Origin of the sequence: Devosia beringensis (assembly GCF_014926585.1) — a bacterium.
Taxonomy (GTDB): Bacteria; Pseudomonadota; Alphaproteobacteria; order Rhizobiales; family Devosiaceae; genus Devosia; species Devosia beringensis.
On the sequence record NZ_CP045422.1, the window covers coordinates 149,138 to 170,686 of the forward strand.

A 21,549-nucleotide genomic window follows, 5' to 3' on the forward strand; every position below is an offset into this window, starting at 1 on the left:
ATCGGGCAGTCGTGAACGATCCAGTTCCCGCTGCTGATCGTAGAAGGGCTAGAGGTAGCCCATGTCCGATGATCGAAACAACCGCGCCGTGCCAACCGGAAGGCTGGGACGACTGCTTGGCATGGGCGGCATGGCAGCGTCCATTGGCGCCGGGGTGGCATTTTCATCCGCCCGGCAGCTGTTGAACGGCAGGCCACCGAGCCTGAGCGACCTGCTGCTGGCGCCCGCCAATGCCCTGCGCGTTGCCGACCAACTTTCCCACATGCGCGGCGCCGCGATGAAACTGGGGCAGCTGCTATCTATGGATGCCGGACAAATCCTGCCGGGCGAATGGTCTACTATCCTGGCGCGCCTGCAGGCTGATGCATCGCCCATGCCGCGCTTTCAGCTTGAGCAGCAGCTGGTCCGGCAGTGGGGCCGGGGCTGGCGGGACCGGTTCGACCATTTCGAGATGGCGCCGGTGGCCGCCGCGTCGATTGGCCAGGTGCACCGCGCCACAACCCGTTCGGGCCGCGACCTGGCGATCAAGGTGCAGTATCCGGGCATTGCCGCCAGCATTGACAGCGACATCGACAACGTGGTCGCGCTGCTGCGCCTGTCGCGGCTGATCCCGCCGGGCGTGTCGCTCGATGCCCTGGTGGCAGAGGCCCGCCTTCAGCTGCAGCAGGAAGCCGACTATCTTGGCGAGGCCGACCACCTCACCCGCTATGCCGGCCTGGTTGCCGGCGATCCGACCCTGCTGGTGCCCGAGGTAGACAGCGAGCTGACCGGCCCGGGCGTGCTGGCAATGACCTTTATCGACAGCGAGCCGATCGATTGGGTGATCGGCCGCCCGCAGGCGGAACGAAACCGTATTGCCGAACGCCTCATCCGCCTGACGCTGCAGGAGGTCTTCGACTTCGGTGTCATCCAGACCGACCCCAACTTTGCCAATTTCCGCTACCAGAAGGCCAGCGGGCGCCTGGTCCTGCTCGATTTCGGCGCGACGCGCACCATTCCCGCTGAGCTGACCGAAAAGTTGCGACTTCTGCTGCGGGCGGCGCTGGCGCGCGACAGGGCCGGGCAAACCGATGCCATGGTGGATATCGGCTATTTCGCGCCGGGGCGGCAGCGGCTGGCGCAACTGGCCCTTGACCTTTTGGCCATGGGCATGGACGCGGTCATGGCCGGGCCGATGTTTGATTTTGTGGCGGCAGACCTGCCTCGGCGCGCCCGGGACCGTGCCCTGAGCGCCGGCTTTGGCGCCGACCTCTGGTCGATACCACCCGTCGACACCCTGTTCATCCACCGCAAGATTGGCGGCATGTACCTGCTGGCCAGCCGGCTTGGCGCGACAGTGGATGTCCGCGGCCTGCTGGAAGAGTTTGCCGGGAGCCACTCTTGACCCGTCGACCTGTCACCAGCCGAGCGATCCCGGCTCACCCTTGAACGGCCCGACAATGCCGGGGGTGATCCAGCCACCATAAAAGCCGCCCGGCTGAGGGGTCACGATCTCGCCGCCGACTGCGCACCGGTCCATCGGTCCGGCATAGAAGGCCAGGAAACCAGCGATGGGCGCAAACCGCTCCGTGGGCGCGGCATAGCGCCAGGAGGCCCGCGCCGCGACCCGGCCATTGGCCGCGACATCGAAATAGTCGGCGCGCCCTTTCCATTCACACAGGCTGGAGCCGGCAGCGGGGATCAGGACACCGGCCGCAACAAAATCGGGGGAGATATAGTAGACGGGTGGGTGGCTGGTTTCGAGAACCCGGTAGCATTCGGATGCGTCCACGACAAGGACACCGGCAAAGACAATCTGCACAGGCTTGGCGACATGCTCGAGCCTGGGCGGGCGCGGATAGTCCCAGACGCTTTCCTCGCCTGACCCAGGCTTGATCGGGATTGGAAAATTCACGGTAACGGTCCCCTGACGCTAGACTCTGCGATTGTCTTTGACCCCGGTTCTACGAGCAGGTCTGGGTTCTGGATCTTCTGGCCGGTGGCGCCAGATCAGTAACCGATGCCGAGCGCCCTGGCAGATTTGCGATCAACGCCTGGCCAAAAGCTAGCGGGCCACCTCGTGGACGGCGAAGCGCCGCCTTCTCAGCTGCCGTCTAATCGTTGCGAAACGACAGGCGGACGACCTGGCCGTTCATGACCGCGTTCTGACATTCCAGCAATTGGCCATTGTCGATGCGCCCGGTCGATCCCACGACCAGGATCGGCGCATTGGCCGGGCTTTGCAGCAAGTCTGCTTCGCGGTCGGTCGGCAACCGGGCGCTGACGGTCGTCGAGACGCGCCGCAGTTGCCCCAGCCCCTCGTTGCGGACGATCCGTGTCAGGGAGTCGGTTTCGGCCAGCTTTGCCTGGAGATTATCCACCAGGTCGGCGCGAATGTGACGGACGGTCAGGATAAACGGGATGTCGTTGCCCATGATGAGCCCAGTGACCCGCAACAGCGTTGTATCCGGCGCGACGCCGAGGCTGGTTGCCAGTTCAGTGCCGGCTGGCACCATAACTTGATCAAGCACCTGCATGCTTGATCGCACCCCCTGCCCGTCCAGGACGTCACGAAAGCGCGAGGTCGCGTCAACCTCATAGGTTATGCCGGTCTGCATCACGAAGGAGCCGCGCCCGTTGACGCTGCGGATCAGACCATCCTGCGACAGGGCCAGGTAGGCACGCCGGACCGTGTTGCGACTCACATTGTGGGCGACTGACAGCTCGAATTCGGGCGGCAACTGGCTGCCCGGACGCAATTCTCCCACCATGATCGCCTTGCGCAGCGTGTCATAGACGCGGAACCACTGGGCCGTCATACCGTCGCCTCACCAAATACTTTCAAGCTGTACCTACAGCTGTCATGCACGTTACACAATGCCGTTCTAGACAAGCACCGTCACGGCGAACGCTCCCCTCCGAGCCCGCCCATCACTGAACATAGCAAATCCGCAACCGAAGCGTCGGGCGCCATGCGCATCCGTGTCCGCTGCGGCATGCGCCTTCACAGCCAATTGGCATTCCGAGAGGAGACACCATGACTGATCTCAATCGTCGCACCGTGCTGACCCTGGGGGCTGCGACAGCCGCCGCATTGGCGCTGCCGCGCGCGGCCTTTGCCCAGGCCGACGACCGCCCGGAAGTTACCGTAGCGGTGCAAAAGGTCTCCAATTCCAACACGCTGGAAATGCTGTCGGAACAGTCCAATGTCGGCGCCCGCATCTATACCAGCTATGCCGAGCCACTGATCGGCACCGACTGGATCGGCGACATGTCGCTGCAGCCCTCGATTGCCACCACCTGGACGCGCGTTGACGACTACACGATCGATGTCGAGCTGCGCGATGGCGTCAAATTCCACAATGGCGACCCACTGACTGCAGAAGACGTGGCCTTCACCTTTGGTCCGGACCGCATGTGGGGCGGCGGCACGATTGAAGTGCCTGAGGCCGTCATCGCCGCATCGCGGCGCAGCCTGCCGGCCTTCGAGAGCGTGGAAATCCTGGCGCCCAACAAGGTGCGCTTCCACAATTCCATCATCGATCCGGTAATGGAAGGTCGCCTGGCCAGCGCCATGGGTATGGTCGTGAACAAGCGGGCGTTCCTTGAAACCGGCGACTGGATGACCTGGGCCCGCAAGCCCGTCACCACCGGACCCTATCGCATTGCCGACTTCCAGGCCGATTCCGTGCTCAGCCTTGAAGCCTTTGACGACCATTGGGACGGTCGCCCGCCGCTGGCCAAGCTGCGCTTTGTCGAGACCCCCGAAACCGCCTCGCGCATCAACCTGCTCCTCTCGGGCGGCGCCGACTTTGCGTGTGACATTCCCCCCGATCAGATCGCGACCGTCGAAGCGGACAGCCGTTTCGAGGTCGTCGGCGGCCCGATCAACAACTCGCGCTACACGATCTTCAACAAATCCCACCCCGTGCTGGCCAACCCTCTGATCCGCCAGGCGCTGACCCACTCGGTGGATCGTGACCTGATCGTGGAGGCCCTGTGGAGCGGCCGCACGACCGTACCGCGTGGCCTGCAGTGGGAGTTCTATGGCGACTTCTACATAACGGACCACGAAAACCCCGCCTACGACCCTGACAAGGCCCGCGCCCTGCTGGCCGAAGCAGGCTATGCCGGCGAACCGATCCCCTACCGCGTGCTGAACGACTATTATACCAACCAGACCTCGACCGCCCAGATCAATACCGAAAGCTGGCGCTCCATCGGGCTCAATGTCGAACTGCAGATGGTCGAAAACTGGGGCCAGATCAGCGAAGGCGAGCCAGAAAGCCGCGGCATCCATGACTGGTCGGCCGCTGCCACGCTGCCCGATCCCTGCGTGCAAATGCCCGGCTCCTGGGGCCCGACCAGCAATGGCTGGCGCAATGGCCAGTGGATCAACGAGGAATTCGGTCCGCTGTCAAACGATCTGGAAACCAGCACTGACCACGCCCGTCGCATCGCAATCTGGCGCCGCATGCTCCAGATCATCGAGATCGAAGACCCCGCTTACGTTGTCCTGCACCGCAATGCCTCGTTCACGGCCAAGCGCAAGGACATCCAGTGGACGGCCGCCCAGTCCTTCGTGATGGACTTCAGCCGCCACAACTGGAGCGCGTAAGGCCATGGCCTTCGTCCAGATCCGCGACATGTCGGTGGCCTTCGGCGCCGCTCCGGCATTGCGTGGCATCAGCCTGTCGGTCGAGCGCGGGGAAGCGCTCGGCCTGGTCGGCGAGTCAGGGTGTGGCAAGTCCATCACCTGGCTGGCCGCCCTGGGCCTGTTGCCGCGCTCGGCCAAGGTGGGCGGCTCGGTACTGCTCGACGGTGTCGAACTCATCGGCGCGCCACCGACCGTGCTCGAACCGGTGCGCGGCGGTCGTGTCGCCATGATCTTCCAGGACCCCGCCGCCAGCCTCAATCCGGTGCACCGCATCGGCCGGCAGATCGCCGAGGCCCTCGCCCTGCATCGCGGCCTGACCGGCGCACCGGCCCGCGCCGAAGTCATCCGCCTGCTCGACCAGGTGGGTATTCCCGATGCGAAGAACCGCCTCAACGCCTATCCGCATGAATTGTCGGGCGGCCAGAACCAGCGCGTCATGATCGCCATGGCCCTGGCCGGCGAGCCCGAACTGCTGGTGGCCGACGAGCCCACCACGGCGCTGGATGTCACCATCCAGGCACAGATTCTCGATCTGCTGGGCACGATCCGGCGCGATACGGGCATGGGGCTGGTGCTGATCTCCCATGATCTGGGCGTCGTCTCCGAAACCTGTTCACGCATCGCGGTCATGTATGCCGGCCGCATTGTGGAAGAAGCCGACAGCGCCAGCATTTTTGCCAATCCCAGCCACCCCTATACGCGTGGGCTATTGGGCGCCATGCCCCCGATCAGCGGCCCGCGCCAGAAGCTGGTTTCCATTCCCGGCAGCGTTCCGGAAGCCGCGCGCATGCCAGCAGGCTGTGCCTTCGCGCCGCGCTGCAGCCTGGCCATAGCGGACTGTGGCCGGATCGACCCGGCGGCCGTCAGCGTGGCTGCCGACCATATTGCCGCCTGTATCAGAACCGCGCCTGCCCCTGTGACCGGCCGGACGCCAGAAAGGGTTTTGGCATGACCATCACCGACACGCCGATGCTGAGCGCAAGCGATCTCGCCCGGACCTATAGCGTGCGACGCGGCATGACCGGCCGGGTGACCCATGTGCGGGCGGTCGACGGGGTATCCCTGACCATCGCGCGCGGCGAGACCCTCGGCCTGGTCGGCGAATCGGGCTGTGGCAAATCGACCACCGCGCGGCTGGTGCTGGGCATCGAGCGCCCCGATGAGGGCCAGGTCAGCTTTGACGGCGCCCAGATGCCGCGTTCGGGCAGTCCGGCCTGGGCGGCGCTGCGCCGGCGCATGCAACTGGTGTTCCAGGACCCGCTGAGCGCACTGGACCGGCGCCTGCCGATCGGCATGCAGATCCGCGAACCCCTCGAAATCCACCGCATCGGCACGCCTGCCGAGCAAAACGACCGCGTTGCCGCCGTCATGGCCGAGGTCGGCCTGCAGCCGCACCATGCCAGCCGGCACCCGCATGCCCTGTCGGGTGGACAGCGCCAGCGCGCCGTCATCGCCCGGGCGCTGGTGACCCAGCCGGACCTGCTGGTCTGCGATGAACCGATCAGCGCCCTCGACGTCTCGATCCAGGCGCAGGTGATGAACCTTCTGGTCGATCTGCAGGAGCGGCTGGGCATGGGCATGCTGTTTGTCAGCCACGACCTGCGCGCCGTGCGCCAGATCAGCCACCGCGTCGCGGTGATGTATCTGGGGCGGATCGTAGAGGAAGGAGCGCCCGACGATATCCTGCATGCGCCCGCCCATCCCTATTCGCAGGCCTTGGTCTCGGCCATTCCCCATCCAGGCAAGACCGCCAGGCGCATCGTCCTGCAGGGCGATCCGCCCAATCCAGCCGATCGTCCCGCCGGTTGCGCCTTTCATCCCCGCTGCCGGGTCGCCGCTGCGCGCTGCAGAATCGAGGTGCCGGTGCTCAAGCCACGCCAGACCGATGGGCGCCGCGTGGCCTGTCACGTCGCCCATGGCGAGGTGGCGCCCGGCCATGTTGGCCAATTGGAGTTGAGCTGATGCTGCATTATTTCGGATCGCGCCTGCTCCGGGCAGCCGTCAGCGTGGTGATGGTTGTCACCTTCGTGTTCATCGTGCTGCGCATGTCGGGCGATCCGGCAGTCGTGATCATGGGGGCTGATGCGCCGCCCGAGGCCGTGGATGCCTTCCGCGCGGCCTGGGGTCTCGATCAGCCGATCTGGGTGCAGTACCTGTCCTTCTTCAAGGCGATCTTCAGCGGCGATCTGGGCCAGTCGATGCGCGATGGCCGCGATGCGGTCGCCGTGGTGCTCGAGCGCGTGCCCTCGACCCTGGCGCTGACCGTGCCGGCCTTCCTGCTCAACGTGGGCATCGGCATTCCGGCCGGGGTCTATGCCGCCCTGCACCGCAATACAGCCATCGACCGCTTCGTCATGGTCATGGCCGTTACCGGCTTTGCCATGCCGTCCTTTATCCTGGCCATGCTGCTGGTGCTGGTGTTCTCGGTCAATCTGGGCTGGCTGCCATCGGCCGGACAGGATTCCTGGCACAATGCCATCCTGCCGATAGTCACCATGGGCTTTGGCGGCGCGGCCCTGCTGGCCCGATTCACCCGCAGCGCCATGCTCGAAGTGCTGGGCCAATCCTATATCCGCACGGCCAGCGCCAAGGGACTGTCATGGTCGGCCGTGGTCTGGCGGCATGCGCTGCAGAATGCCGCCATCCCGACCGTCACCATTATCGGCTTCATGCTCGGTGGGCTGGTGGCCGGCGCTGTGGTGGTGGAGAGCGTTTTCTCCTGGCCCGGCGTGGGCCGGCTGTTGGTCGTCTCGGTCTCCAATCGCGATCTGGCGGTGGTGCAGGCCATCGTCCTGATGATTGCGCTGACCATGGTCACCGCCAATCTGGTCGTGGACATCCTCTACGGCCTGCTCGACCCCAAAATGCAGTCGCAGACGCGCGAGGCGCGCGGCTGACCGCGACCTTCATACCAGGAGACAGCACATGGCTGACATTGACGCCACCGAGGGCCCACACACCGATACGATTGCCGCCCGCGGACAGGCCCTGTTCGCCCGACTGGGGCAGTTGCCGGTCCTGATGCTGGTTGCCCTTGCCTGGCTGGGCTTCATGCTGGCCGTCGCGCTGCTGGCCGACCTGTTCACGCCCTATCCCTATACGCAGATGGACCTGCATAACCGGCTGAGTTCGCCGGCCTTCATGGGTGGCACCTGGAGTCATCCGCTGGGCACGGACGAGTTGGGCCGCGACGTGCTGTCCCGGCTGATTGCCTCGATCCGCATGAGCCTGCTGATTGCCTTTGGTGCCACCATTATAGGCGCCGTCATCGGCGTGACGCTGGGTTTCGTGGCGGCGCATTTCCGCGGCTTCATCGAGCAGATCGTCCTGGCGCTAGTCGACTTTTCCGCGGCGATCCCGTTCCTGGTCCTCGCCTTGGCCGTCCTTGCCTTTTTCGGCAATTCGATCACGCTGTTCATCTGCTTGCTCGGCCTGCATGCCTGGGAGCGCTATGCGCGCATCGCGCGGGGCCTGGCCATCAGCGGCAATGCGCAGGGCTATTCGGGGGCGGTCCACCAACTGGGCGCTTCTCCCCTGCGGCTCTATGGTCGCCATATCCTGCCCAATATCGCCTCGACGCTGATCGTCTCGATGACCCTGGCCTTTCCAGAAATCATCCTGCTCGAAAGCGGGTTGTCGTTCCTCGGCCTGGGCGTGCAGCCCCCCAATACATCGCTGGGCAATATGGTCGGCTTTGGCCGGGAATACCTCTCAAGCGCTCCCTGGATCATGCTGGCACCGGCCTTTGTCATCACCATTACCGCGCTGTGCATATCGCTGGTCGGCGACTGGCTGCGCGACAAGCTCGATCCAACCCTCACCTGACACCCCCCATCGGCAGAGCAATGCCGGTTACGAAAGGACGCGACTATGACTGAACTGCCTATCGTTGGCGCCGCCATGACGTTGAAGGACGTCGAAATCAACCGCAACTGGCTGCTGGAAAAGCCCCGCGACCTTGAATTGCAGGATTTCGTGCCGGCCGAAGTGCTGGCTGGCGACTGGCAGAGCGTTGTCGACCACGCCCGGCGCCTGCTCGATGGGCATCAGGGTCGCCTGGGCATGCATGGCCCGTTCATGGGCCTCAATGTCGCCTCGTCCGATCCCGATGTTCAGGCGGTGGTGGCCAAGCGCATGGACCAGGCGCTCGATGTTGCGGCCGCGCTCAACGTGACGCAGATCGTCATCCACAGCCCCTATTCGACCTGGATGCACAACAATCTCGACAACTGGCCCGAGCAGCGCCAGCGCGTGTTCGAGCTCACCCATGCCACCCTTGATGCCGCCGTCAAACGCGCGGAAAACCAGGGCTGCGTCTTCGTGCTGGAAAACATCGAGGACAAGGATCCAGCCGACCGCCGCAAACTGGTGGAAAGCTTCAATTCGTCCGCCTTCGCGCTGTCGATCGATACCGGCCATGCCGCCTATGCCTATGGCTCGACGGGCGCGCCGCCCGTAGACTATTTCGTCCTCGATGCCGGCGAGAAACTGCAGCACGTGCACCTGCAGGATGCCGATGGCTATGCCGACCGCCACTGGCCGCTGGGCCATGGCAATATCAACTGGCGCGCCATTTTCGCCCGCCTGGCCGACATCACCTCGCATCCGCGCCTGATCATCGAAATTCGCGACAAGTCCCAGATCCAGGCCTCCGCGGCCCACCTGGCCGCCCTGGGGCTCGCACAATAGGCCATTGAGCAGATCTGCCGCCCGGACCTCGATCCAAGCGATTGACTGACCCGGGCGGTTTGATTGAACCGAAACGCCTCCTGGACGCTGGCATGCACGATGACCGTGCGTCTCAGCGTCCTCTCAACCAGCGCCCCGCTATTGCTCGACATAAGCGACAACGTAGAATCCGTCCGCTTTTCAGGCCTCCGACACAAAAGCCGTCAGACCGTTATCGGCTCCTTTTCAGACTCAAGTACAGTTCTGGCATTTAGCCATAAAATCTTGGCCATCTACCTAGCTTGCGAGGGGACGGTGCAGTCCCCCCGGTCCGAGAAGTATGGGAGCCTGACGGGTAGCTACTGCTTCAATCACTGGGGGCGAATGCGGGGGAGCCGCCCCCTGTTGACCACTGTTAACGTCGCCGCGGGACCTTCCGCGTCAGCGGAGCGAGCCAGTGGCCGGCCGGATTCTTGTTTATCTGTCGCGTGTCTTCGATGTTACAGCAGGGTTGGTCATGTTCGGGCGCACAGCAGAAATGCGTGGGGCCAGCGCCTGATCGGGCGCTTCTTGAACGATGCCGCAAATGAGCAGCAGCGGCCGCGATCCTGATCACAGTGGCCAGCCGATGACTGCAAGGAAAGGAATTATGATGGGTTTGGCATCGCCATACGAGGGCACGAATCGGCTTTTGCAGTCGCTTTCGGCGGACGACTTTGCCCTGCTGGCGCCAGAGCTGGAGCAGTCATCCCTGCACTTGTTGCAGCCCCTCGAGGTTGCCGATGAGCTGCCGCAGAATTTGTACTTTCCCGAAGGCAGCATTGCTTCGGTTGTTGCGACATTGCGCAGTGGCCGGAATTTTGAAGTCGGACTCATCGGCTGGGAAGGCATGACGGGGACATCGGTGATCTGCGGCGCTCCAAGCCCCTTCGACTGCTACGTCCAGTTCGAGGGTTCGGCGTCGGTCCTGCCGACCGAGGCGCTGGTGCGCGCCATGCGCGCAAGCGAAACGTTGCGCAATGCGCTCAACCTTTATGTCCATGTGCTGTCGATTCAGACTGCCTACACAGCCCTGGCGAGTGCCCATGCCCCTATTCCCGAAAGGCTGGCACGGTGGCTGATGATGATCGACGACCGTGTGGAGGGGAACTCCTTCCCCGTGACGCACGACCTCCTGGCGATCATGCTTGGCGTTCGGCGTGCCGGCGTAACGACAGCGCTGCACGAACTGGAGGGCGAGCATCTGATCAGGTCGACACGTGGACGGATCGACATTCTCGATCGGCCGCGTCTGCAGGCGCGCGCCGGATCCGCCTATGGCGCCACCGAACGCAGTTACGTGGAGCTGATTGACGTCGTGGACCAGCGCCTGGTCAAACTCTGGCGTCATGACCGCTGAAAGCACCAGGCCAGGGCAGAGCGCAGATCCGCGCCTTCACCCCCCCACCCGAAGTGTCACCTCAGTGAGTTTGATGGCCGGTACCAATGCTCGGAGCCGGTAGACGCAAAGCTCATGCCTGCCTTGAGCATCTGCCGGCAAGGACCGCGCCGGCGCACGGCTGATGTGCAGCAAAAGGTCCCGATCTCTGTCTAAACCCCTGATGCGCAAACCCGCTTGCGTTTTCATGCAAGTAGCGCCTATGCTGACACATCCACAGGGGTGCTCCGTAGGTCGGGGCTGAGATGGGGGCGGGAAGCCTTCGGACCCTATAGCTGATCTGGGTAATACCAGCGGAGCGAGGCGGGCGATGTTTTCTGGCGCACAGATTTCCCTTTATCCCATGACCGGCGATTTCGTCGGCGTCATCACCAGCGCCTTGAGCGCGCTCGATCCCTATCGCGAGAGGCTGCGCATCGAGACCGATGATGTCTCGACGCTGCTGGTAGGGCCGCCCGAGGTGCTGTTCCCGGCCATGCGCGACCTGTTCAGTGCGGCGGCCGGAACCGGCGTGCACTGCGTGCTGTCCGCCACCATCTCGCGCGGCTGCCCCGGCGAACCGGACGATGCCATCTGCCAGTCGGGCCAGTTCGAGGGCCCGCTTGCCGCCCTGTCCGAGCGACAGGCCAGTGCCCTCGATGCAGTGCGCACGGCGCCCGACATGGGTGTGTCCTCGGTGGCCCAGTTCTCGCTTTACGTGATGGGCCAGGGCGACCACATGGCGGAGATCTATGGCTGCATCGACTTCCTCAAGCAGTCCGGCACCTTCGAAAAGTCCAAGCACTTCGCCACCAAGCTCAGCGGCGATACGGGGGCGCTGTTCGCCACCCTGGAGCAGGGCTTCTGCCGCTTCGGGCCGCCCGAGGGCCATGTCACGATCGATCTGACGGTTTCGGCCAATAGCCCCAGCGCGCGCTGACGGAAGGTCGTTTCATGTCGAGCCTTCCAGCCTTGCCGCGCCTGCTGGCGCGCCTTTTTCACCTTGCCGGCCCGGCCGTGGCCTCGGTCTCCGGGCTGATCCTCGGCTGGGAAGCCTATGTGCAGCTGTCGGGGATTTCGCCCACCGCCCTGCCCGCCCCGTCGCGCATCCTCACCCAGGCCTTTGAGCACCGGGACGCCCTGGCGCGTCACAGCCAGGCGACGCTGCAGGCCACGCTGTTCGGCTTTGCCGCGTCGCTGACCGCAGCCTTTGTGTTTTCGGTGCTGATCGATTTCTACCGGCCGCTGCGGCGGGCGCTGTTTCCGGTGCTGATCATCACCCAGACGCTGCCGCTGGTGGCGATTGCGCCGCTCATCGTGCTGTGGTTCGGCTTCGGGCTCACTCCCAAGATCGTGCTGGTGGCGCTGGTGACCTTCTTTCCCATGCTGGTGGCCTTGGTCCAGGGCTATGACGCCACCGAGCGCGAGATCACCACGCTGCTGGCCTCGATGGGCGCCTCGCGCTGGCGCATCTTCGTGCTGGCCCGATTGCCATCGGCCCTGCCCTATTTCTTTGCCGGCCTGCGCATTTCGATCACCTATGCCGTGGTCGCGGCGATCTTTGCCGAATATGCGGGGGCGGCGCAGGGGCTGGGCATCTACATCCTCAACGCCAAGAACAATTTCCGGCCCGATCTGGTGCTGGCGGCGGTGCTGGTCAGCTCGACGCTGACCCTGGCGCTGTTTGGCGCCACCGTGCTGCTGCAACGCGCCGCCATGCCCTGGACGCGGCTTTCTGGAGCGCGGCAATGAGCCCGCCGCGCCTGCAGCTGGTCAATCTGCGCAAGAGCTTTGGCGCCGTCGATGTGCTGGCCGATATCAGCCTATCCGTGCAGCCGTGCGAGTTCGTCTCAATCCTGGGCCCGTCAGGGGCGGGCAAGTCGACCATCCTGCAGCTGCTGATCGGGGCCGGCGGTCCCGATGCCGGACAGATGCTGGTCGATGGCGCTCCCCTGTCACCGTCGCGCCACCCCTTTGCCTTCATGCCCCAGGGCGATGCGCTGATGCCGTGGCGCCGGATCATCGACAATGCCACGCTGGGCCTGCAGGTGCAGGGCATGAACCGCCGGGCGGCGCGGGCCCGGGTCACGCCACTCCTGGCCGAGTTCGGCCTGGCCGGGTTTGAGCATCACTATCCGGCGCAGCTGTCCGGCGGCATGCGGCAGCGGGCCGCGCTGCTGCGCACGACGGTGCAGCAGCGGCCCATGCTGCTGCTCGACGAGCCGTTCGGCGCCCTTGATGCCCTGACGCGGGCGCAGATGCAGCGCTGGCTGGCCGGCATGTGGGATCGGCATCGCTGGACCGTGCTGCTCATTACCCACGATGTGCGCGAGGCGGTGCTGCTGTCCGATCGCATCTATGTGCTGTCGCAGCGCCCGGCCCGTATCGCGCGCCAGTTCATTGTGCCGCTGCCCCACCCGCGGCCCGCGCTTGGTTCGCCCGCGCTTGCGGCGATTGAGGCCGATATTCTGCAAACCCTGTTTTATCCGGAGGAAGAACCATGCCGATGATCCGCACGCTTTTGGCCTTGGGCCTGGCGGCCACCCTGGCCACCGCACCTGCGCAGGCTCAGCCTACGCCTGTAACCATGGCGCTCGATTGGACACCCAATACCAACCACATCGGCATCTTCGTCGCCCAGGCCAAGGGCTTTTACGACGAGGCCGGGCTTGATGTGCAGATCCTGCCCTATTCGGATACCTCCGCCGGGACGTTGGTGGCCAACCATGTCGCCGATTTCGGTATTCTAGGCTCCATAAGCCTGCTGACCCAGCGCACGGCCGGCGCGGACCTCGTGGCGACCTATGCCCTGGTCCAGACCGAAACCGGGCGGCTGGTGTTCAAGGCCGACCGGCAGGACATCCAGCGTCCGCGCGACCTCGACGGCAAGATCTATGCCGGCTTCGGCAGCGACTGGGAAAATGCACTGATCGGCACCATGATCCGCCATGACGGGGGCGCCGGCGTGTTCGAGACCGTGACCCTGGGCACCTCGGCCTATGAGGCGCTGGCCAATGGCGCGGTCGACTTCACCCTGGAGGTCTATACCTGGGAGGGCGTCAAGGCCGAGCGCGACGGGCCGGCGCAACGCGCCTTCCGCTATGCCGATTTCGGGATACCGGACCAGCATACCAATTTCATCGGCACCAGCGACGCCTATCTGGCGGAACATCCCGAGACAGCCCGGGACTTTATCGCGGCTACCCAGCGCGGCTACCAATATGCCGTCGCCCATCCCGACGAGGCGGCCGATATCCTGGTTGCTGCCAATGCCGATGCGCTGCTCGACCGGGACTTCGTGCGGGCGTCGCTGCAGGCGCTCATCGACGGCCACTATCTGCAGGGCCCGGATGGCGCCGTGGGCACCATCGACCCGGCCAAGATGGCGGCGGTCGGCAAGTTTGTCTTTGAGGCCGGCATGCTCAAGGACGGCAATGGCGCGCCCCTGACGACCATGCCGGATGTCACCGCCTATTACTCCAATGACTATCTCGGCAACACGCCCTGACCAGAGGTGGGCCTGCCCGCTAGGCGGCGTCCGCGCGCAGCTGGCGGGCGGGCCGCACCGACATCGCCGACCAGGTTGTCACCACACCGGTGGCGATGGTCACCACAACGGCGCCGACAACGACCGCAGCCACCGTCAGCAGATTGGGCGCAAAGGGAATGTCCATGACAAAGGTCAGGATGGCCCAGGCCGCAGACATGCCAAGGGCGGCGCCCATGAGGGCGGCGAGCAGGCCGAGCACGCCATATTCGACGAGGAAGGCGACCACCACGTCGCGGCGGGTGGCGCCCAGCACCTTCATGACCACGGCATCGGCCTCGCGCTGCCGGCGACCGACGGTCATGGCGCCGGCAAGCACCAGCACGCCCGATATCACGGCGAGGCTACCCACCAGGGCAACGGCATTGGCAAGGCTGGACAGGATGTCGTCGATGCGTTGGAGAGCATCGCCCACGGGCAGAAAGCTCAGCTTCGGGAAGGCCTGGCTCAGCCGGCTTTCCACCGCTGGCGCCGCCCCGTCGACAACGTCAATGCTGCCCATGATGGTCTGCGGCGCGCTTTCGACCACGCCGGGAGAGAACAGCAGACGGAAGTTCAGCCCGCCGGCGCGCCAGTCGATGGCCCGGAAACTGGCAATCGTAACTTCGATTGGCCGACCCGCGATGCTGATCGTCAGCTGGTCGCCCACCGACAGGTCCAGCGGTTCGCGCAATTCGGTACTGAGCGATACCAGCGGCGCGCCGGCATAGTCGGATGCCCACCAGGCGCCGTCGGTGACCGTTGACCCCTCCGGCAGGGTGCGGGCCCAGCTCAGGGCCGTGTCGCCCTCGAAGAGGTCGGCAATGTCGTCTGGCACCGGGCCGAGCTCGGCCGTGGGCGTTCCCTTGATCGACTCGATGGTGCCGCGCAGCATGGGGATGGTCGCGAGGGTTTCGATGCCGGGGTCAGCGGCGGCAAAGGCCTCGACCAGCGGCAGTTGCTCGCGGGGCATGTCGAGCAGCACGAAGGCCGGGGCATCGTCGGCGACGGCCCCATCGATCTGGGCGCGCAGGTTCTGGTCGAGCAGCGTGATCATCAGCAGCAGGGCCAGGCCCAGCCCGAGCGACAGTACCACGACGGGGGCCGCTGCACCGGGACGGTGGATCGCCTTGATGGCCTGGCGCAGCGTGGCATTGGGCAGAGGCGGCAGGCGCCGCAACCCCGCCTGCAGCAGCCAGGCGGCCAGGCGCAGCAGGCCAAAGGCGAGTGCGGCGCCCGCCGCATACCAGAGCACCAGACATGGCGCGCCAGTGGTCAAGACTGCCAGGCCGGCAATGGCCGCCAGCGCTGCGGCCAGCGGAACGGCGGTGCGCCACTGGGCCAGGTCGCGCCAGCCCATGGGCGTGTCGGCGCCGGCAGGTGCACGAAACAGTTCGGCCGGCTTGAGCTTTTGCGCGCTGCGCAGCGGCAGCAAGGCGAAGGCAAAGCCGATCAGCAGGCCGAAGCCGGCAGCCGTCAGCAAGGCTACCCCATCAAGGGTCGGCGGCAGGTCGATGGCCAACATGCCCGACAGAACCGGCAGTGCCACAAGGCTGGTCACGGCGCCCAGCAGCACGCCCAGCAGCACGCCGGCCAGCGACAAGACCAAGATCTGGGTGAGGAAATGCACCATGATGCGGGCGCTGGTGGCGCCCAGGCTGCGCATGGTGGCGATCGAGGTCCGCCGCTCGGCAATGTAGGCGGCCACGGCATTGGAGACGCCGACACCCCCCACCAGCAGGGACGAGAGCCCGACCAGCGTCAGGAAGCGGGCGAAGAGGTCGAAGAAGCGCTTGAGATTGGCGGCCGCATCGGCAGGCCGGCGCAGATCCCAGTCGGCGTCGGGGAATTGGGCATCAAGCGCCGTGATGGCAGCATCGGCGTCGCCGTCCTGCAGCATGACCTTGTAGCCATAGCGGCTGAGCACGCCGGCCTGGTTCAGGCCCGCCCCGGCCAGGGCAGAATCGGCGATGATGGCGGGGATGCCGAGCTGAAAGCCCTGCGCCGCCTGGTCAGGCACGCCGAGCAGCGTGGCGCGGATGACAAAATCGGCATTGCCGATGCGCATGGTGTCGCCCAGCGCCAGGTCCAGGCGGTCGAGCGCCCGCGGATCGACCACCGCGCCCGGCAAGCCGTCCCGCATCGCGGTCAGTTCCGCCAGGGCGCTGCCGGTCGCCTCGGGCCCCAGCGTCACCGCGCCCAGCAAGGGGTAGCTGTCGCTGACGGCACGCAGGCTGAGCAGCAGGCTGGCGTCATTGCCGCTGGCGCGGGCATTGAGGTCGAGCACCCGGGCCGTCTGGCCAAGCTCGTCTATCGCGGCGCGCTGTTCGGGGGTGATGTCGGTGCCGCGACTGCGCACCTCGATATCGCCGCCCAGGATCACCCGGGCGTCGCGATCGACGGCCGACTGTAGCGCCGCGCCGACCGACAGGACTGCGGCGATGGCGCCGACGCCCAAAGCGAGGCAGGCCAGCAGAATGATGAACCGCCTCGCATCGCCGCGCAGGTCGAGCAGGGCGATGCGCATCCAGCCCATCAGGCGGCTCATGCCGGGACGCCCTGGATAACCGGAGACAGCCGGCCGTGATTCATGGCCAGCACGCGGTCGGCGCGCCGGGCCAGAGCCGGATCATGGGTGATGAGGAAGACCGCGGTGCCATTGTCCCGCGCCAGGGCGAACATCATGTCAATGACCCGGGCGCCGGTATCCTGGTCGAGATTGCCGGTCGGCTCGTCGGCCAGCAGCAGCTTGGGGCGGTTGACGATGGCGCGGGCCAGCCCGACGCGCTGCTGTTCGCCGCCTGACAGCGCGCTCGGCCGGTGATCGAGGCGGTCGGCGAGCCCGACTGCGCTCAGCGCGGCGGTGGCAGCGGCCATGATCTGGGCATAGGAACGGCCGCTCTCGGCGATCTCGAGCGCCAGCGCCACATTCTCCAGCGCGGTCATGGAGGGAATCAGGTGAAAGTTCTGGAACAGGATGCCCAGGTTCTGCCGGCGGAAAATCGCCAGTTCGTCCTCGCCGCGGCCGGTGACGGCGGTACCGGCGACGGTCACGCTACCGTCAGTTGCCTGTTCGAGCCCGCCCAGTACCATGAGCAGTGAGGTCTTGCCGCTGCCCGACGGGCCGACCACGGCGACGACCTCGCCCGGATCGATGCTGAACTCGATATCCTTGAGGATATGGAGCGGCGTCGCCCCCGACTGCAGGTGCAGGTTCATCCGGAGTCTCGACGACGGGGCTGCGCATGGGCGGCACTTTCTGGCTGGTCAGGTATTACACAGGTATGCGCTCTTGATGGAAAGCACAGTGACGATGAACAAAATTCTCCGTGACAGGCTTCGCGGCCTCGCCTTGGCGGCGGCGTTTGCCCTTGCCGGCGTTGCCGCTGCCCCTTGCCGCCGAGCAGACGCTCATGCTTTATGGCGATTCTCTGATGGCCGGCCTGGGTCTTTCCGAACAGGATGGCTTTGCCGGCCGCCTGCAGGCGGAGCTGGGCGACGAAGTGACCATCGTCAATGCCAGCGTGTCCGGCGATACCTCGGCCGATGGCCTCGCGCGGCTCGACTGGTCGCTGGGCGAGCGACCCGATGCCGTGGTGCTCGAGCTGGGGGCCAATGACATGCTGCAGGGCCTGGACGTGGCTGCGATGCGCCGCAATCTGACGACCATGCTGGAGCGCTTCGCCGCCGAGGGCATTCCCGTGCTGCTGGTGGGCATGCGGGCCAGCCCGAGTCTCGGCAGTGACTATGTGCAGGAATATGAGGCGGTGTTTCCCGAACTGGCCAGGCAGTTCGATACGGCATTTTACCCGTTCTTCCTGGATGGGGTGGTCACCGATGCAAGCCTGAACCAGGCCGACGGCATGCATCCCAATGCGGCCGGCGTCAGCAGAATCGTCCAGTCCATCCTGCCCTCGGTCAGCGCGCTGCTGAAATCTGCCGCTAGTGGCCTAGAGCCCGGCCGGCGGCATTGCGGGCTGTTCGGCCAGCGGTAGCCGGGCCAGGCGGATGAGGCGGAAGGCGACCAGCAGAGCCAGCAGCATGGCGCCGCCGCTGACCAGCATGACGCCATTCCAGCCCCAGGCGGTCCAGGCATAGCCGCCAATGGTGCCCAGGACAGACGAGCCGAGGTAATAGGCAAAGAGATAGATCGCGGTTGCCTGGGCCCGACCGATCACGGCCCGGCGCGCCACCCAGGCGCTGGCAATGCCATGGGCGGCGAAATAGCCGATGGTGGCAATGGCCAGACCCAGGATGATGACGAGTGTCGACGGCACGGCGGTCAGCGCCACGCCCAGGGCCATGATTACCACGGTGGCCCAATAGACCTTGCGCCGCCCCAGGCGCTGCGCCAGCCCACCGGCAAAGGCCGAGCTCAGGCTGCCCAGCAGGTAGACGATGAAGATGGCGGCGATGGCCGAATGGCTGAGCGAAAAGGGCGGCAAAGCCAGCCGGAAGCCGGCATAATTGTAGAGGGTGACGAAACTGCCCATCAGCAGGAATGCCGAGGCGAACAGCCAGGGCAGTCCCGGATCGGTAAACTGCAGGCGGAGCCGCCGGACCAGTTCGCCCACGCGTAGCGGGCTGCGGGAGGAATGGCGCGGCGGCGGCAGCAGCCAGACCACGACCAGGGCCGCGAGAGCCACGGCCACGCCGAGCACGGCCAGAGCGGGCCTCCATCCCAGCCAGTCGGCCAGCACGCCGCTGACCAGGCGCCCGGCCATGCCGCCAATGGCGGTGCCGCCGATATAAAGCCCCATGGAAAAGCCCAAGGCCTCAGGCTCGATTTCCTCGGCCAGATAGACCATGGCCACTGCCGGCAGGCCGGACAGGGTCAGGCCCATCAGGGTGCGGATGGCGATCAGCCACCCCCAATCGGGCGCCCATGGCAGCAGCAATCCCAGCACGGCGGTGAGCAGGACAGCCCAGACCATCAGCGTCTTGCGGCCGATACGGTCCGAGACCCAGCTGGCCAGCAGCAGGGCCACGGCCAGGGTGGCGGTGGTGGCCGACAGGGCCAGCGAGCTCGCCCCGGCATCAAGCCCGAACTCGGTGGCAAAGATCGGCAGCAGGGGCTGCACCGAATAGAGCGAGGCAAAGACCGCAAAAGCCGAGAGAAAAAACGCGATATTGGCGCGCCAGAATGCCGCCGTACCCCGGCGGATCACCAGATCAGACAAGATGGGCATCCCTTGAACGCGGCGGCATGATCAGGGCCAGGGCCCAACTATTGCATGGTGCGCGGCACTTGGCACCGCGCACCCGCTGTCTCAATCCTCTTCGACGAACACTTCCTGGCGCTTCTTGCGAATGCTGGGCAGCACGGCGATGACCACGGCCAACACGGCCAGGCCCAGCAGGGTGGCCGAGATCGGCCGCGTCACGAAGATCGTCGGATCGCCGCGCGAGATGATCATCGCCCGCCGCAGATGCTCTTCCAGCAGAGGCCCGAGCACGAAGCCGAGCAGGAGCGGGGCCGGTTCGCAGCCGAAGCGGATCAGCACGTAGCCGAGGATGCCGAAAAAGGCGATGGCATAGATGTCGAAGATATTCTGGTTGATCGAGAAGCAGCCGATGCAGGCGAACAGCACGATGGCCGGAAACAGCGCCCGATAGGGGATCGAGAGCATCTTCACCCATAGCCCGACCAGCGGCAGGTTGAGCAGCACCAGCATGACATTGCCGATCCACATCGAGGCGATGATGCCCCAGAACAAAGCCGGCTGGTCGTTGATGACATTGGGGCCGGGGGTGATGCCCTGCAGAATGAACGCCCCCACCATAAGCGCCATCACCGGATGGGCGGGAATGCCCAGCGTCATCAGCGGGATGAACGAGGTCTGCGCCGCGGCATTATTGGCCGATTCCGGTCCCGCCACGCCCTCGATGGCGCCCTTGCCGAACTGCTCGGGCGTCTTGCTCAGCCGCTTTTCGGCGGAATAGGAGGCGAACGAGGCCAGGATATGCCCGCCGCCGGGCAGGATGCCCAGCACGGCGCCGAGCCCGGTGCCGCGCAGCACCGGCCCGATGATGCGCCGGAAGTCATCCTTGGTCAGCCAGAGGTTCTTGACCGCCTTGACCATGACGTCGCGGTTCTTCTCGTTCTCGAGATTGCGCAGGATTTCGGCAACGCCGAAAATGCCCACGGCCACCGAAACGAAGTTGAGCCCCGAATAGAGCTCGCGCACCCCGAAGGTGAAGCGCGGCTGGCCGGTATAGATGTCCTGCCCCACCATGCCGAGCAGCAGGCCCAGCACGATCATCGCCAGTGCCTTGAGGATGGAGCCATGGGCCAACGCGATAGAGACCAGCAGGCCCAGCACGATCAGCGCGAAATATTCCGGCGCGCCGAAGTTCAAGGCTGCCCGCGCCAGCGGCGGGGCGAAGAAGGCCAGCAGTAGCGTGCCCACCGTGCCGGCAAAGAACGAGCCGAGCGCGGCGGTTGCGAGGGCCGGCCCGGCCCTGCCCTGCTTGGCCATCTGGTAGCCGTCAATGGCCGTCACCGCCGAGGAGCTTTCCCCCGGCAGGTTGATCAGGATGGCCGTGGTCGAGCCGCCATACTGGGCGCCGTAATAGATGCCGGCCAGCATGATCAGTGCCGTCGATGGTCCCAGCGTAAAGGTGATGGGCAGCAGCATGGCGATGGTGGCGGTCGGCCCGATGCCGGGCAATACGCCCACCAGGGTGCCGAGCAGCACGCCGATGAAACAATAGAGCAGGTTGGTCGGGTCAAGCGCGACCGAAAAGCCAAGGCTCAGCGCGGCAATCATATCCATGGCGTTTCTCCTACAGGCCGAGCCAGGGGCCGAACCAGGGCACCTGGAAGCCGAGCCCGATCTTGAAGATCAGCCCGCACATGACGGTGAGCCCGGTCGCCAGCAAGGCGGCGAACAGGGGCGAATTCATCCGGCTGGCCATGGCCGTGGTGAAGGCGGAAATCACCACCACCGGCACGAAACCCAGGCCGCGAATGGCGACGGCGAAGAAGACGATGACCCCCGAGATCAGGATGATGCCGCGCCAGGCCACCGGGTCGCGCAGCTCGATATCGGGCTTCTTCAGCCCGCTGGCCGCCACGCCGAGGCCCAGCAGCACCAGCACGCCTCCGAGCAGCAAGGGCATGAAGCCAGGCCCCATGCGGAAGGCGGTGCCGACCTCATAGTTGAGCGATTCAGCGACGAAGTAGGCGCCGAAGGCGGCAAACAGCCCACCCGACACGAGCTCCTTGGTCGAAGCATTGATGGCCATCGGGCCCCCCACAAGTTTCTTGCTTGGTGCTCCGCGGCCAGGCCGCGGAGCAGG

Annotated in this window: 20 protein-coding genes and 1 riboswitch; of the genes, 13 read left to right on the forward strand and 7 right to left on the reverse strand. The window is 65.5% G+C overall.

What is annotated here, in order from left to right; translation table 11 throughout:
• Positions 1–61: 61 nt before the first annotated feature.
• Positions 62–1,384 (forward strand): ABC1 kinase family protein, encoded by a 1,323-nt coding sequence (locus GDR53_RS00845; protein WP_193336245.1) that lies wholly within the window; start codon positions 62–64, stop codon positions 1,382–1,384.
• 12 nt (positions 1,385–1,396) lie between these two features.
• On the opposite strand, the gene GDR53_RS00850 is transcribed toward GDR53_RS00845, so the two are convergent.
• Together GDR53_RS00850 and GDR53_RS00855 are read right to left on the reverse strand one after the other, a co-directional pair.
• Entirely contained in the window at positions 1,397–1,894 is a 498-nt protein-coding gene (locus GDR53_RS00850) for a DUF427 domain-containing protein (RefSeq protein WP_193336246.1), read from the reverse strand.
• Positions 1,895–2,093: 199 nt separating this feature from the next.
• On the reverse strand, positions 2,094–2,798 hold the full coding sequence (locus GDR53_RS00855; RefSeq protein ID WP_193336247.1) for a GntR family transcriptional regulator: 705 nt from the start codon (positions 2,796–2,798) through the stop codon (positions 2,094–2,096).
• 218 nt (positions 2,799–3,016) lie between these two features.
• On the opposite strand from GDR53_RS00855, the gene GDR53_RS00860 reads away from it, so the two are divergent.
• From GDR53_RS00860 to GDR53_RS00910, 11 genes are all read left to right on the forward strand, one after another.
• Positions 3,017–4,597 carry an ABC transporter substrate-binding protein gene (locus tag GDR53_RS00860; protein WP_193336248.1) on the forward strand — a complete coding sequence of 527 codons (1,581 nt, stop codon included), beginning with the start codon at positions 3,017–3,019 and terminating at the stop codon, positions 4,595–4,597.
• A gap of 4 nt (positions 4,598–4,601) precedes the next feature.
• Positions 4,602–5,588, forward strand: a complete 987-nt coding sequence (locus GDR53_RS00865) for an ABC transporter ATP-binding protein (protein WP_193336249.1) — start codon at positions 4,602–4,604, stop codon at positions 5,586–5,588.
• Positions 5,585–6,598: an ABC transporter ATP-binding protein gene (locus tag GDR53_RS00870; RefSeq protein ID WP_193336250.1), complete on the forward strand. Its 1,014-nt coding sequence runs from the start codon at positions 5,585–5,587 to the stop codon at positions 6,596–6,598. The genes GDR53_RS00865 and GDR53_RS00870 overlap by 4 nt, the downstream gene beginning before the upstream one ends.
• A complete protein-coding gene (locus tag GDR53_RS00875; RefSeq protein ID WP_193336251.1) occupies positions 6,598–7,533 on the forward strand; it encodes an ABC transporter permease in 936 nt (311 codons plus the stop codon). The genes GDR53_RS00870 and GDR53_RS00875 overlap by 1 nt, the downstream gene beginning before the upstream one ends.
• 124 nt (positions 7,534–7,657) lie before the next feature.
• Entirely contained in the window at positions 7,658–8,461 is an 804-nt protein-coding gene (locus tag GDR53_RS00880; protein ID WP_232846858.1) for an ABC transporter permease, read from the forward strand.
• Between the two features lie 45 nt (positions 8,462–8,506).
• Positions 8,507–9,325: a sugar phosphate isomerase/epimerase family protein gene (locus GDR53_RS00885; RefSeq protein WP_193336253.1), complete on the forward strand. Its 819-nt coding sequence runs from the start codon at positions 8,507–8,509 to the stop codon at positions 9,323–9,325.
• Between the two features lie 565 nt (positions 9,326–9,890).
• Positions 9,891–10,703, forward strand: a complete 813-nt coding sequence (locus tag GDR53_RS00890) for a Crp/Fnr family transcriptional regulator (protein WP_193336254.1) — start codon at positions 9,891–9,893, stop codon at positions 10,701–10,703.
• 247 nt (positions 10,704–10,950) lie between these two features.
• Positions 10,951–11,062, forward strand: a riboswitch (TPP riboswitch).
• Positions 11,053–11,661, forward strand: coding sequence for a YkoF family thiamine/hydroxymethylpyrimidine-binding protein (locus GDR53_RS00895; protein ID WP_193336255.1), 609 nt, complete (start codon positions 11,053–11,055; stop codon positions 11,659–11,661). (Overlaps the previous riboswitch by 10 nt.)
• Positions 11,662–11,675: 14 nt before the next feature.
• Complete coding sequence (locus GDR53_RS00900) at positions 11,676–12,473, forward strand: ABC transporter permease (protein WP_193336256.1); 798 nt, start codon at positions 11,676–11,678, stop codon at positions 12,471–12,473.
• Positions 12,470–13,231: an ABC transporter ATP-binding protein gene (locus GDR53_RS00905; protein ID WP_193336257.1), complete on the forward strand. Its 762-nt coding sequence runs from the start codon at positions 12,470–12,472 to the stop codon at positions 13,229–13,231. Before GDR53_RS00900 ends, GDR53_RS00905 begins: the two co-directional genes overlap by 4 nt.
• Entirely contained in the window at positions 13,222–14,229 is a 1,008-nt protein-coding gene (locus GDR53_RS00910) for an ABC transporter substrate-binding protein (protein WP_193336258.1), read from the forward strand. The genes GDR53_RS00905 and GDR53_RS00910 overlap by 10 nt, the downstream gene beginning before the upstream one ends.
• Positions 14,230–14,248: 19 nt before the next feature.
• Here the strand turns inward: GDR53_RS00910 and GDR53_RS00915 are convergent, their stop codons facing one another.
• Together GDR53_RS00915 and GDR53_RS00920 are read right to left on the reverse strand one after the other, a co-directional pair.
• Positions 14,249–16,795 carry an ABC transporter permease gene (locus GDR53_RS00915; protein ID WP_193336259.1) on the reverse strand — a complete coding sequence of 849 codons (2,547 nt, stop codon included), beginning with the start codon at positions 16,793–16,795 and terminating at the stop codon, positions 14,249–14,251.
• The gene (locus tag GDR53_RS00920; protein WP_193336260.1) at positions 16,792–17,466 is read right to left on the reverse strand and encodes an ABC transporter ATP-binding protein; all 675 of its coding nucleotides are present in this window, start codon (positions 17,464–17,466) and stop codon (positions 16,792–16,794) included. Before GDR53_RS00920 ends, GDR53_RS00915 begins: the two co-directional genes overlap by 4 nt.
• 194 nt (positions 17,467–17,660) lie before the next feature.
• On the opposite strand from GDR53_RS00920, the gene GDR53_RS00925 reads away from it, so the two are divergent.
• Entirely contained in the window at positions 17,661–18,242 is a 582-nt protein-coding gene (locus GDR53_RS00925; RefSeq protein ID WP_193336261.1) for an arylesterase, read from the forward strand.
• Here the strand turns inward: GDR53_RS00925 and GDR53_RS00930 are convergent.
• The 3 genes from GDR53_RS00930 to GDR53_RS00940 all read right to left on the reverse strand — a co-directional run bounded on the left by GDR53_RS00930 (position 18,198) and on the right by GDR53_RS00940 (position 21,495).
• Positions 18,198–19,427 (reverse strand): MFS transporter, encoded by a 1,230-nt coding sequence (locus tag GDR53_RS00930; protein ID WP_408639775.1) that lies wholly within the window; start codon positions 19,425–19,427, stop codon positions 18,198–18,200. The genes GDR53_RS00925 and GDR53_RS00930 overlap by 45 nt on opposite strands.
• A gap of 90 nt (positions 19,428–19,517) precedes the next feature.
• Positions 19,518–21,023 carry a tripartite tricarboxylate transporter permease gene (locus GDR53_RS00935; RefSeq protein ID WP_193336263.1) on the reverse strand — a complete coding sequence of 502 codons (1,506 nt, stop codon included), beginning with the start codon at positions 21,021–21,023 and terminating at the stop codon, positions 19,518–19,520.
• Between the two features lie 10 nt (positions 21,024–21,033).
• On the reverse strand, positions 21,034–21,495 hold the full coding sequence (locus GDR53_RS00940) for a tripartite tricarboxylate transporter TctB family protein (RefSeq protein WP_193336264.1): 462 nt from the start codon (positions 21,493–21,495) through the stop codon (positions 21,034–21,036).
• Positions 21,496–21,549 lie beyond the last annotated feature (54 nt).

Coding starts and splice junctions, on each gene's coding strand:
- GDR53_RS00845 (WP_193336245.1), top strand. CDS start 62: ATGTCCGATGATCGAAACAACCGCGCCGTGCCAACCGGAAGGCTGGGA.
- GDR53_RS00855 (WP_193336247.1), bottom strand. CDS start 2,798: ATGACGGCCCAGTGGTTCCGCGTCTATGACACGCTGCGCAAGGCGATC.
- GDR53_RS00860 (WP_193336248.1), top strand. CDS start 3,017: ATGACTGATCTCAATCGTCGCACCGTGCTGACCCTGGGGGCTGCGACA.
- GDR53_RS00865 (WP_193336249.1), top strand. CDS start 4,602: ATGGCCTTCGTCCAGATCCGCGACATGTCGGTGGCCTTCGGCGCCGCT.
- GDR53_RS00870 (WP_193336250.1), top strand. CDS start 5,585: ATGACCATCACCGACACGCCGATGCTGAGCGCAAGCGATCTCGCCCGG.
- GDR53_RS00875 (WP_193336251.1), top strand. CDS start 6,598: ATGCTGCATTATTTCGGATCGCGCCTGCTCCGGGCAGCCGTCAGCGTG.
- GDR53_RS00880 (WP_232846858.1), top strand. CDS start 7,658: ATGCTGGTTGCCCTTGCCTGGCTGGGCTTCATGCTGGCCGTCGCGCTG.
- GDR53_RS00885 (WP_193336253.1), top strand. CDS start 8,507: ATGACTGAACTGCCTATCGTTGGCGCCGCCATGACGTTGAAGGACGTC.
- GDR53_RS00890 (WP_193336254.1), top strand. CDS start 9,891: ATGAGCAGCAGCGGCCGCGATCCTGATCACAGTGGCCAGCCGATGACT.
- GDR53_RS00895 (WP_193336255.1), top strand. CDS start 11,053: ATGTTTTCTGGCGCACAGATTTCCCTTTATCCCATGACCGGCGATTTC.
- GDR53_RS00900 (WP_193336256.1), top strand. CDS start 11,676: ATGTCGAGCCTTCCAGCCTTGCCGCGCCTGCTGGCGCGCCTTTTTCAC.
- GDR53_RS00905 (WP_193336257.1), top strand. CDS start 12,470: ATGAGCCCGCCGCGCCTGCAGCTGGTCAATCTGCGCAAGAGCTTTGGC.
- GDR53_RS00910 (WP_193336258.1), top strand. CDS start 13,222: ATGCCGATGATCCGCACGCTTTTGGCCTTGGGCCTGGCGGCCACCCTG.
- GDR53_RS00915 (WP_193336259.1), bottom strand. CDS start 16,795: ATGAGCCGCCTGATGGGCTGGATGCGCATCGCCCTGCTCGACCTGCGC.
- GDR53_RS00920 (WP_193336260.1), bottom strand. CDS start 17,466: ATGAACCTGCACCTGCAGTCGGGGGCGACGCCGCTCCATATCCTCAAG.
- GDR53_RS00925 (WP_193336261.1), top strand. CDS start 17,661: ATGCTTTATGGCGATTCTCTGATGGCCGGCCTGGGTCTTTCCGAACAG.
- GDR53_RS00935 (WP_193336263.1), bottom strand. CDS start 21,023: ATGGATATGATTGCCGCGCTGAGCCTTGGCTTTTCGGTCGCGCTTGAC.
- GDR53_RS00940 (WP_193336264.1), bottom strand. CDS start 21,495: ATGGCCATCAATGCTTCGACCAAGGAGCTCGTGTCGGGTGGGCTGTTT.